This is a genomic window from Wenzhouxiangella sp. YN1 (genome assembly GCF_056324145.1).
The window spans coordinates 1-11442 of record NZ_JBJNIO010000070.1; the positions used below are offsets into that span (position 1 = coordinate 1).

Annotated in this window: 9 protein-coding genes; all 9 read left to right on the forward strand. The window is 59.0% G+C overall.

Going from position 1 to position 11442, the window contains the following annotated elements:
* Window positions 1-168: 168 nt before the first annotated feature.
* The 9 genes from ACEWQZ_RS00315 (at window position 169) to ACEWQZ_RS00355 (ending at window position 10969) form a co-directional block, all read left to right on the forward strand.
* Window positions 169-846: a sce7726 family protein gene (locus tag ACEWQZ_RS00315; RefSeq protein WP_476481076.1), complete on the forward strand. Its 678-nt coding sequence runs from the start codon at window positions 169-171 to the stop codon at window positions 844-846.
* The gene (locus ACEWQZ_RS00320) at window positions 843-1787 is read left to right on the forward strand and encodes a sce7725 family protein (protein ID WP_476481077.1); all 945 of its coding nucleotides are present in this window, start codon (window positions 843-845) and stop codon (window positions 1785-1787) included. Before ACEWQZ_RS00315 ends, ACEWQZ_RS00320 begins: the two co-directional genes overlap by 4 nt.
* Window positions 1788-2153: 366 nt before the next feature.
* Window positions 2154-3407 (forward strand): DNA methyltransferase, encoded by a 1254-nt coding sequence (locus ACEWQZ_RS00325; protein WP_476481078.1) that lies wholly within the window; start codon window positions 2154-2156, stop codon window positions 3405-3407.
* Between the two features lie 33 nt (window positions 3408-3440).
* The gene (locus tag ACEWQZ_RS00330) at window positions 3441-4667 is read left to right on the forward strand and encodes an ISL3 family transposase (protein ID WP_476481079.1); all 1227 of its coding nucleotides are present in this window, start codon (window positions 3441-3443) and stop codon (window positions 4665-4667) included.
* A gap of 530 nt (window positions 4668-5197) precedes the next feature.
* Window positions 5198-6796: a DNA methyltransferase gene (locus tag ACEWQZ_RS00335; RefSeq protein ID WP_476481084.1), complete on the forward strand. Its 1599-nt coding sequence runs from the start codon at window positions 5198-5200 to the stop codon at window positions 6794-6796.
* A gap of 22 nt (window positions 6797-6818) precedes the next feature.
* Window positions 6819-7160, forward strand: coding sequence for a type II toxin-antitoxin system MqsR family toxin (locus tag ACEWQZ_RS00340; RefSeq protein WP_476481080.1), 342 nt, complete (start codon window positions 6819-6821; stop codon window positions 7158-7160).
* 4 nt (window positions 7161-7164) lie between these two features.
* Window positions 7165-7725: a type II toxin-antitoxin system MqsA family antitoxin gene (locus ACEWQZ_RS00345; protein WP_476481081.1), complete on the forward strand. Its 561-nt coding sequence runs from the start codon at window positions 7165-7167 to the stop codon at window positions 7723-7725.
* Complete coding sequence (locus ACEWQZ_RS00350) at window positions 7722-8183, forward strand: hypothetical protein (protein ID WP_476481082.1); 462 nt, start codon at window positions 7722-7724, stop codon at window positions 8181-8183. Before ACEWQZ_RS00345 ends, ACEWQZ_RS00350 begins: the two co-directional genes overlap by 4 nt.
* Complete coding sequence (locus ACEWQZ_RS00355; RefSeq protein WP_476481083.1) at window positions 8180-10969, forward strand: BPTD_3080 family restriction endonuclease; 2790 nt, start codon at window positions 8180-8182, stop codon at window positions 10967-10969. Before ACEWQZ_RS00350 ends, ACEWQZ_RS00355 begins: the two co-directional genes overlap by 4 nt.
* Window positions 10970-11442 lie beyond the last annotated feature (473 nt).

Genomic DNA, 11442 nt, shown 5'->3' on the forward strand with positions numbered 1-11442 from the left:
TGGATTCAGGAATGGAACTGTCGTATCGTTGCTCATGGCGGCATTCTCCTTGTCTGAAATCAGTGACTTCGTCATCTCTAATTTCAGCAGGGGTTGCCGCCGCTTTCAAGTCAGCTCATACACCAGATTTGATCGTAGCTCTCTGATGTCTTTGAGCGGGCCTATTCAGTGCTCCTGGATGTCTATCCAGGCGAGTACCTGTTGCTGAACGAGTGTTTCTGCAGGGAGATGGCCAAGAGTTCAGAGCAGGGGGCTGTTTACCGTGAGCTCGCGGTCGGAGCCTCCAAGGCAGACCTGGCGATTTTCCGTCCCGGGGAGTCCTCTGGGTTCGAAATCAAGTCACGCTTCGATCGCCTGGATCGGCTCCAGGGCCAGCTCCAGACCTACCAGCAGGTATTCACCCGCACTTATGTCGTGACCGGGCAAGGCCATGCGCCGAGAGTCTTGCAGGAGTCGGCTGCCTCAGTAGGGGTGCTCGCGGTGTCGAGACAAGGCATTCGGGAGCTTCGCCCGGCAACGCAGAGCCCGGACCTGACCAGCTCGGATCGGTTGTTTGCCCTGCTGCGCAAGCACGAGTACCTACAGCTGATCAAAGAAGAAATCGGGGCCGTCCCGGACCTGCCGAATACGCGGATCTACCGTGCCTGCCTCGAGCTATTCAAGCAGATCGACCTCCCAAGGAGGCAGGCCCTGGTGTCGGATATCTTGCACCAGCGGAAATCCCCTCCGCCTCGGGAGAATGATCGGGCCTGGCAGCTGCCCCGCTCCCTCAGAGCCCTAGCGCTGTCCAGCAAACTGGATCAATCCCAGCTGTTGCGGCTTTCATACCGCTTGGAGCGGCCGTGAGCCCCGACCGCCTGACCTACATGCCCCTATATCGCGGCAAGCACTACGAACTCAAACTGCTGGAAATCATGCTTCCCTTCATCCAAGGGTATCCCGTAGTCCCAATCGTCGAGCCGGTAACCGCAGACACAGTGCAGCTCGAGCACGTGATCGACTTCTACCAGATGTTCCAGCTCCCGCTTGGCCTTGTCATCAACCCGGTTGTCGGCGCCTTCCGGAAGTCATCCGAGCCCCTTAGGATCCGAGTTAGTGAGTGTTTGCGGAAGGGCTCTCCAGTCTTCCCTGTTTGCAGAATCCGCCCGGGAGACATTGAGTGGGACTGGCTCGAGAGCTTTGATGAATTCGTTCTCATCCAAGACGGGGTCCCCTGCAGCGAAACCCTTTCGGGGCTTTTGAGCACCCCGGCGCGACTCACACATCGGATCGTCACCCCTGAAAGCACTCCTGAAGAGGACTTGGCGCTGCCTGGGGAGCGAATCCTGCTAGGTAGTGGGTTTCCACATCGATCGAACGCTGAACACCCGTCGGACGAGAAATTCATGTCCGGACCGGGCCGCCTGGACCTCCGAAACGCTTCTGGATGGGCCGACTATTCCATTGCCGGAGAAAAGTACCAGGAGACCGGTGCGCGCCCCCACGCTGTCGCCATACACATAACCTACTGGGATCCGAGCGACGGAGGGCTGCGAGTGCGCCACTATTTTTCCGATCGCGCTGAAGGCCCCGAGGATGCAGAGGGCAAATTCGGTGAGGCTCTCGAAAAGCTTGTTGCAGATCTCGACGCCGGAACTTCCCCGATCCTGGAGACCTGCGCAATCGGGGACTTCCGCACGCTGCACGCGCGGGAACATTGCCCTGGTCTTCCAACGGTCAAGTTTCTGTCCATGCAACACCATCTGGAGTTGATTCTCGAACGGCTGAGCGCCAAGCAGGCAGCCTGAGTGGCCGGAAGCGCGCCTTGTCCCGCATTGACCAGCGATTCTCGCCTGAATGCCTGATTCCTGAGACTCGCCGGCGCGCAAAAAGAGTGCCACGTGGCACACCCATCTCCCGAGGGACGATCTACTCCGGAAGCACTGCCGAATCCTGGATTTTCGGGCCCGGCGCTCGGTTGGCCGATCTCCCTCAGCAAGCCATACCTCGAAATCCACTCCAGAATTTGCCACGACGGTGCTGAGCGGTCACCCAATCCGGCGGACATCCGGGGTTTCGCCAGGTTTGGCACAGCCGGCGCCGGGCAGGCATAATCAGCCCGGGCCCGGACGGTATTCGGGCTGGTTGGCGAGTCACAATCAAGCGGGAGACCAATGAGCGAGTCGCGCGATGAACTGATTTCCAGGGCCATCCTGGAGTCGGTCCCGGCGGACGGGACCGCGATGGGAAATATCAAGCTCCGGGGCATGCTCCGCGAGACCTGGCCCGATCTCAGCGATGACGAGTACTTCGAGGTTCGGGATGGCCTGGTCGAGTCAGGCGTTCTCGCGACCGGGGGTGGACGGGGCGGGTCGGTGATGCTGGCCACGCCGGAAGAGGCAGAAAAACTCGAGCTTGCCGCTCAGGAGCAGCCAAAGGATCTGGCGGACCTCGCGCAGACGGGGAGTAAGAGAAAAGCAGGGAAGAAAAAGGCTGGCAAGAAGAAGGCGCGCCGGAAGGGCCGTGATGACGCCGAGGTGCTGAGTTACCGCCATGCCGACAAGCGCACCAACAACCCGGAAGTCGGAATGGTCGATCCAGACACGGATCCCGACGAGGGCAAGACGCGCTGGGCCTATGACCCGCATATCGACCCCGCACTGCAGTTCGACATCGGCCGGGCTGACATCGAACAAATCATCGACGATGCATTGGCCAGCGGGGACGAGCAGGCCATGCGCGAGGCGCTGTCTACCCTCAAGCGCATGTCCGAGCCGTACCTGAACTGGACCGGCAAGGCCGAGCGCACCAGCTTCGATGTCGACCTCGTCTCACTGCACGTGCACGAGCGCATCGATCCGGCCACGATTCTCAAGGCTGTGCGCAAGCGCATGAAAATGGGACAGCAGGAGCCCCAACAACAGAGCGATATGTTCAAGGCCTGGTTCGAGGAGCCGCTGCCGTACCGTGAGGCCATTGACTTCTACAAGCACGATCGCGGCTGGGCCAATCGCCTGGTCAGCGGCGATTCACTGCAGGTCATGAATTCGCTGATCCACAAAGAGGGCATGGCCGGTCAGGTGCAGATGATCTATATCGATCCGCCCTACGGCATCAAGTACGGCTCGAACTTTCAGCCATTTACCAACAAGCGCGACGTCAAGGATCGCAATGACCAGGACCTGACTCAGGAACCCGAGATGATCAAGGCCTTCCGGGATACTTGGGAACTGGGGATTCACTCCTATTTGACGTACCTCAGAGATAGGCTCCTTCTGGCTCGAGACCTTTTGACTGACTCCGGTAGCGTATTTGTTCAAATTTCAGATGAGAACATTCATCATGTCCGAGAAATTCTAGATGAGATTTTCGGTGCTGAGAACTTTTGGGCTCTTCCCGGTTTTGTGTGGGCTGACCGGTTCGGATAGGCTACCGGCTGGCCCCATTTCGAGTCCAGTTTTATGCATGATCGCGAGCTCTACCGCCAGATTCTTGGCATCCAGGCGCCTTGGGAAGTCTCCGAGGTCGAAGTCGACCTGCCCGGCACCGGTGTGACCGTCCATATTCGGCATTCCGGCTCGGATCTGGCCTGCCCGCAGTGCGGGACGGGCTGTTCGGGCTACGACACCCGCGAGCGCAAGTGGCGCCACCTCGATACCTGCCAGTACAAGACCTGGCTGATCGCCCAGGTGCCGCGGGTCCGATGTCCGAAGCACGGCGTTCATCAGCTTCCGGTGCCCTGGGCGGAGAATAACAGCCGACTGACGGCACTGTTTGAGGCGCTGGTGATCGACTGGCTCAAGATCGGCACGATTTCCGAAGTGGCCGAGCGGCTCGATTTGAGCTGGTCTGTGGTCAGTGGTGTTCAGGAGCGCGCGGTGGCACGCGGCCTGGCGCGGCGGGACCAGGATTTTCCGGACGCGATCGGCATCGACGAGACGGCGTTTCAGCGCCGGCACCAGTACGTGACGGTGATCAGCAGCGGCGATCGAGTGCTGCACGTCGCCGACGACCGCAAGCGCGCGACCCTGGACGCCTGGTACGCCGCGCAGCCGGCCGAGGCGCTGGCGGGCTTGCGCACGGTCGCGATGGATATGTGGGCGCCTTTCATTGATTCGACGCTGGCCCATGTTCCAGGGGCCGAGCACAAGATCGCCTTCGACAAGTTCCATGTCGCCAAGCACCTCGGCGATGCCGTCGACCAGGTTCGCCGGGTCGAGCACAAGGCCTTGCTGGCCGAAGGCGATTCGGTGCTGATCAAGAGCCGTTACCTGTGGCTGCAGCACCCCGACAACATGAGCGACAAGAACTGGGGCCGCCTCAAGGCGCTCAAGTCCGCCAACCTCAAGACTGCCCGGGCCTGGGCGATCAAGACCCACGCGATGTGTCTGTGGGACTACCGGGTCAGGGGTTGGGCGCGCCGCGCCTGGATCAGCTGGTACGGCTGGGCGATCCGCTCGCGGCTCGAGCCGGTCAAGAAGGTCGCGCGGATGGTCAAGCGGCATCTTGAGGGCATTATCACTGCCGTAGTCACCGGCGCGACCAACGCCCGGGCCGAGGGCTTCAACACCATGATCCAGAAGATCAAACGCGACGCCCGTGGGTTCCGGAACAAGGAGCGATTCAAGGCTGCAATCTACTTCCATCTGGGTGGCCTCGATCTCTACCCGCAAGCGGTCCGGAAATGAACGCTACCCACACGAATCAGTGAAGAGCCAACTTTTGTTCAATAATTACGTTTCAGAAGACAGCGGCTGTGAGCAGCCCGGAAGCTAAGACGAACGTTATTGGTACTTTGGGCGACTATGTCGTTTGGTATGCTAAAAGCATTGCAAAGGTTAAGTACCGGCAATTGTACAGACCAAAGGAGCAGGGTTCTGGAGCTGGCTCCGGGTATTCCTCAGTTCGTCTTGAGTCGGGCAAAAAACTCTCCGCCGCCCAAGCTAGGATCTGTACAGAACAAGACATCGAGAAGGCCAGATTTTTCCAAGGAACTAGCCTTCATTCTGGCGGTTTCAGCGAGAAGCTTTCTCTGCCTTTCCGATTTTGCGGTGATCAGTTTGAGCTACCCGCAAACGCTCATTGGAAAACTACTCTGGATGGATTGCGGAGGCTCTCAAGGGCCGACCGAATTGTTGCCGGTCAGACTGCAATTCGATATGTACGTTTCCTTGATGACTTCCCCGCTAGTGCGTTGGGGAATCTCTGGACAGATCTTATGGGTGCGACGGGCCTAATTTATGTGGTTCAAACAAATGAGAAGGTTGTTGAACGATGCCTGCTGATGTCATCAGATCCCGGTGACCTCGTCATTGACCCAACCTGCGGCTCTGGGACGACCGCTTACGTCGCTGAAAAATGGGGACGTCGCTGGATTACCTGCGACACCTCTCGTGTTGCCGTTACCCTGGCCAAGCAGCGGCTGACGACTGCCAGCTACGACTACTACGAACTGAAGTATCCGCACGAAGGGCTAAAAAGCGGTTTTCGCTACAAGACCGTGCCGCATATCACCCTCAAGGCGATCGCCAATAATCCCGAGATCGACGAGATTCACGAGAAAATGCATCCGGCCATCGTGCAGGCGTTGGCCAGTCTCAATCAAGCGCTGCGAGCCGAGTCACCTTCACCCTTCAATATCACCGACGGCGGTCGCAAGGGCGACAAGGTCGATTTTTCAGCACCCGAGAGAAAGACGGTCGAGCTGCCCTCAGGCGAGTCGGCTCCGGCCGGCGCCCTGCTGGAATGGGAAGTGCCGTTCGATTTCCCCGAGGACTGGCCGGAAGCCGCGCGCAAGCCCTTCGATGCCTTCCATCAGGCCCGGCAGGCCATGCAGAAGCGCATGGACGACTCTATCGCCGCCCATGCCGATCAGGAAGTTCTCTACGACCAGGCCGAGGTTGCCAAGGACAAGCTGCGGGTCACCGGGCCGTTTACCGTCGAAGCCGTGCCGTTTCCTTCAGTCAAGTCGCTGGACGAGGCCGAGGAAATGGCTGCCGGCCAGGTGCGTGAGGCCGACGCCACCATCGCCCGCTCGGGGGAGTCGGCCCGCCAGCATTCATGGCGAGACGAGCTGCTGAAAACCGGCATTCGCGGCAAGGGCGGTCAGATGCTCAAATTCGCGGAACTGGAAACCCTGCCGGATACCCGACACCTGCACTGCTCGGGTCACCTGGATACCGGCGAGCGAGTCGTGGTGAGCTTTGGCCCGGAGCATGCGGCGCTGGAACAGCGCCAGGTGGAAATGGCCATCCGTGAGGCCGGAGAGCTGTTCCCGCGGCCGAAAATGATCGTGTTCTGCGCGTTCACCTTCGACCCGGAGGCGGCCAAGGATATCGACGCCACCAAAGGCATCACGGCGCTCAAGGCGCAGATGAACACCGACCTGCTCACGGAGGATCTGAAAAAGGCCCGGGCTAGCAACCAGAGTTTCTGGCTGATGGGGCAGCCCGATGTGGAACTCCGGCAGCGCAAGGACGGCCGCTGGGAGGTCGAGGTGCACGGGTTCGACTATTTCGACCCCAAATCCGGCGAGCTGAAATCCGGCGGCAAGAAGAACATCGCTGCCTGGTCACTGGACACCGACTACGACGAGCGCAGCCTCTACCCGCACCAGGTCTTTTTCCCGATGGCGGGCAAGAAGGACGGCTGGCACAAGCTCAAGAAAAACATCAAGGCCGAGCTGGATGACTCCGCCCTCGACCAGCTCCACAGCACCGTCAGCCTGCCCTTCGAGCCGGGCGAGAACCGCAAGGTGGCGGTCAAGATCGTCGACGACCGGGGCATCGAGTCGCTGAAAATCTTGCCGCTGGCTTGAAATTTCATCAAAAGTAACCATAATGGTTAATCCGGGAGACGAGACAAAAGACCGACCCGAGTATTCACTGGACCGGATTCGCGAGCTGGCGAACTCCGGTAGCGTCGTCTATGCCACCCGGAGAGTTGAGCTGGATTGCCAGAATCTTGGCTACAGTCCGGAGGAGGTGTCTGAATGCATCGCCAGCCTCGAGCCCGAGGATTTCCGCCAGTCAGTCAAGTATTCCAATCGTCGTTTCTGGATGGACGAGTATCGGCTGCGCTGGCGGTCGAATGCTGGCCATCTGGACCCGCTCTACCTCAAGCTGCATTTGAATCGCGATGTCATCATCGTGATTCTGGATTCAATTCATCGAGATCGCTGACGCTATGAATGACCACACTCCGATATGCCCGATCTGTGATGAAGGCCGCCTGGAGCCCATCACGTACACGGGTGAGATCACCCACAGCGGGAAAGTGCTTGACGTCGCGGACCTGGAATGCTGGCAGTGCCCCCAATGTGGCGCCGACCCGGTATTCCCCGACCAGGCCCGCCGCAATCACCGACGTTTTCAAGACGCCCGCCGGGAGGCCGATGGTTTGCTGGTCGGTGCAGAGATCGAGCAACTGCGTGACCGGCTCGGACTGACTCAGCATGAGGCCGCCGTAGTCTTTGGCGGCGGTCAAAATGCGTTTTCAAAGTATGAGCGCGGAGAGGTGATCCAGAGTAAGGCCATGGACCGCCTGATGCGCTTGGCCGAAGCCAGTGCGGCTAATTTCCAACTCTTGAAGCAGTGGTCGGGGCAGGTTCCGACGTCGGCCGATGCCACCGTGCGCAAGTCTCGCCATCGCACCAATGTCGTGCCGCTCAGGCAACCGGCATCGGCGAGAGACCAATACAAAAAAGGGTCTGAAACCGACTGGCATACGAATCGAGAGCAGGCATGATCAGCCAGGAGGATCGAGACCGCTTGAGCCAGGCTGCCCGTTCGCTTGAGATCAAAGATGTCGCACTCTACGGATCGACGTTCAAGCAAGAACGTCCGCTACCCCGCAATGCGATCGAGGTCGAGCAACAGATGAGGGAAGCCTGGCATTACAACAAAACACATTTCGGCAAGCGAGACTGGCTGCAAGTCCTCTACACATTTGGCGTGCGACTAAGTAAGCCCGCAGACGAGCAATCGGGCAAAGTGGGCCACATCTACTACACCATCGAAGCAGAGTTTGTCGCGCAATACCAGTTTGTAGATGGGAATCTGTCAGAGGAAGCGATCAAGCTTTTCGCTGAACACAACGCCAAGCACAATATCTGGCCCTTCTGGCGCGAATACGTGTTTGCCACTTGCCAGCGCGCCAGGATCAACCCGCCCGAGATTGGCTTATATTCGAGCCCCTGCGAGTGACTGCACCGAAGTCCCTGATCATCAACCGTGCCGATCTGGTGCCTGACCAGCACTGGCAGGAAGTCGACGGCCAGCTTCAGATCATCGATGGCCGCCGGCCGGCAGCTTACGAAATCTTCGATACCCGCAACAACACCCGGCGTACTGAAAAACTTAATCTAGTCAACCGGATCCGCGAGCGGGTCGATACCTGGCGCGAGGCGGACTATCCCGGCATCACTTCGGTGACCCGGCGTCTTCTGGAGCACTGGCACGACGCCGAAACCCGCCCCTATGCCTTCTACTTCTGCCAGCTCGAGGCGATCGAAACCCTGATCTGGTGGATCGAAGCGGCGCCGGACTACAAGCAGGGCATTTACATCCCCGGAGACGGCGGCCTCTGGGAGCGGTTGTGCAACAAGATGGCCACGGGCACGGGGAAGACGGTGGTGATGGCAATGATCATCACCTGGCAGGTGCTCAATGCATTGACCTATCCACGCCGCAATCGCGATTTTTCCCGAGCCATTTTCGTTGTCGCGCCCGGTCTTACCGTGAAGGGGCGCTTGCAGGTGCTCTACCCCGGAGACGTGAACAACGTCTACGACGAATTCAGCCTGTGTCCGTCGGAGGCCATGCGCCAGAAGCTGAACCAGGCTGAGGTGCTGGTGGAGAACTGGCACAGCCTGATGCCGATGAAGGAGCCGGTTCGCTCAGTCGTCAAGAAAGGTGCGGAGAGTGACGAGGCATTTGCCCGCCGGGTGCTGGGCAAGCTGGCTGGCTACAAGGATCTGGTGGTGATCAACGATGAGGCCCACCATGCCTACCGCAAGCCGGCCGATGTGAAGATCAGCAAGAAGCAGGCTGCCGAGCGTGGCATTGATCTCGATGAGGCCACACGCTGGATCGAGGGGCTAGACCGTCTCCACAAGACCCGACGTATACAGCGCTGCTTCGACCTTTCAGCCACCCCATTCGCTCCCACCGGCAAAACGACAACGGAGGAAGGGCTGTTCGAGTGGATCGTATCGGATTTCGGCCTCAACGATGCCATCGAGGCTGGCCTGGTGAAGACACCCAGAGTAGTGGTGCGCGACGGCGTGGTGCCCGATACAAAGACGCTGCGCCCCAAGCTCTATCATCTCTACCGCGACCCGGAAGTCCACGAAGATCTCAATCGCCGTGCCCAGCCCCACGAAGCCCTTCCAGACCTGGTGCAGCAGGCCTACACCCTATTGGGAGCCGACTGGCGAGAAAGCCGCCGACAGTGGCTGGAAAGCGGCCATCGCTCGCCGCCGGCCATGCTGACGGTCTGCAACCGGATCGAGACAGCACGCCGAGTCGAACACTACTTTGTCAGCGGGGACGCCCACTGGCCGGAGCTGCACGAGAAGGAGAGGCTGCTCCGTGTCGACTCCAAGGTGCTTGAAAAAGCTGAAATTGGTGAATCCAGTACCTCGGACAAGGACTACGAGGCCCACCTGAAGGCCATCGTCGAAAGCGTCGACCTGCCGCCGGATCGCAAGGCGGAGCTGCTGCTACTGAAGAAGGAAGAGCTGTTACGGGAGGTAGTCGACAATGTCGGCAAAAGGGGTACGGCCGGAGAAGGCCTGCAGAAGGTGATCTCGGTCGCCATGCTGTCGGAAGGCTGGGACGCCAAGAACGTCACACACATCATGGGACTGCGCGCCTTCACCAGTCAGCTTCTTTGCGAACAGGTTATCGGTCGCGGGTTGCGTCGTGTCAGCCACGATCTGGATGAGAACGGGCTGTTCAAGCCGGAGTATGTGAATGTCTTCGGCGTGCCCCTGTCGATTTTCCAGGATGTCGGCGACAGTGGTGAGCCGCCGGAGCCACCCAAGCCCAGCAAGCAGATTCAGTCACTCCCGGAGCGAAATGCCCTGGAGATTCGCTGGCCCAACGTCATTCGGGTCGACACCGTCGTGCGGCCAATCCTCGAGATCCGCTGGGATGAAGTAGAAACTCTCGAACTCGACCCAGCCCGCACGCCCATTGCCGCGGAACTGGCGCCCGCCTTGGGCGCCGGGACCAATATGCAACAAGTCGAAAAGATCGATCTGGAGGCGATTCCTGAGTCGTTCCGACTGCAAAGGCTGACGTTCCGTGCGGCGAGAAAGGCATTCGACGAACTCAGGGGGCAGTTTACGGGCGAGCCCACCTACCTGATCACCCAGCTTGTTCGCCTGGTCGAGGAGTTCATTGCCTCTGACCGACTGCGAATCCCCTCGGATTTTCACAATGAGCCCCTGCGTCGCCGAATACTGCTGAGTCTGAATATCGACCGAATAGTCCAGCACCTGCAGCGCCACATATACGAGCACAACAGCGAAAGAGTCGAACCCGTATTCGACGAGGAAAACCCGATGGGTTCAACACGCCACATGCCCACCTGGTACACGACCAAGACCTGCCAACCCGCAGTGAAGTCCCAGATCAGCCATTGCGTGGCTGACGGAGCCTGGGAGGCACATACGGCCAATCTCCTCGAGACCAGCGATCTGGTGGAAGCCTATGCCAAGAACGAGCGGCTGGGTTTCCACATCCACTACCTCTGGAACGGCGCCCGCCGCCGGTATGTCCCCGACTTCCTCATCCGCCTACGAAATGGCAAGACCCTCATCCTCGAGATCAAGGGCCAGGACTCACCCCAGAACAAACAGAAGCGCCAGGCGCTTGATGCCTGGGTTGAAGCAGTGAATCAAAAGGGCGGCTTCGGGATCTGGTGTTGGGATGTTGCATTTGAAATGGCCACACTCCAAGACCTGCTCGAAAAACACGCTCGATAGATGGGACCAAGCTAAACCTGCCAGCTATTCCCGTACCTGCGAATGAGGTAGGTAACAAGAAGAAGATGAAGGATTGGCGATCGACGGTCGACGGCCTTGCGAGTTGGCTACACCATGTAAAGCTTTCCTGGAACCCATTTTCGAAACCTCGATTGGAGCTCCAGTGGAAACTGAACACAACCGACTGCATGGCATTGTTGAGTCTGGAAAGGCTTTGGAGTTTTTCACAACAACTGACAAGGAGTACAGCCAGATCGTGTGGGCCGTCTTTGGCGCCATTGAGACCAACGAAGTAATCGTCCGAGCTTCCGCAAATGGGCAACACTTCTATCACCCCAGCTTATTCATCAGACTGCCTCTTTCACGCTGAGTCAAGCCGGCTTTGATGGATTTTGGTCACCCAGCTTGCAGGTTCGGCTCGATGGTGGGTCTGGATGGCATTGATTCGCCAGGATTTGGCATTTTTGAGGCTT

Coding starts and splice junctions, on each gene's coding strand:
- ACEWQZ_RS00325 (WP_476481078.1), top strand. CDS start 2,154: ATGAGCGAGTCGCGCGATGAACTGATTTCCAGGGCCATCCTGGAGTCG.
- ACEWQZ_RS00330 (WP_476481079.1), top strand. CDS start 3,441: ATGCATGATCGCGAGCTCTACCGCCAGATTCTTGGCATCCAGGCGCCT.
- ACEWQZ_RS00335 (WP_476481084.1), top strand. CDS start 5,198: ATGGGTGCGACGGGCCTAATTTATGTGGTTCAAACAAATGAGAAGGTT.
- ACEWQZ_RS00340 (WP_476481080.1), top strand. CDS start 6,819: ATGGTTAATCCGGGAGACGAGACAAAAGACCGACCCGAGTATTCACTG.
- ACEWQZ_RS00345 (WP_476481081.1), top strand. CDS start 7,165: ATGAATGACCACACTCCGATATGCCCGATCTGTGATGAAGGCCGCCTG.
- ACEWQZ_RS00350 (WP_476481082.1), top strand. CDS start 7,722: ATGATCAGCCAGGAGGATCGAGACCGCTTGAGCCAGGCTGCCCGTTCG.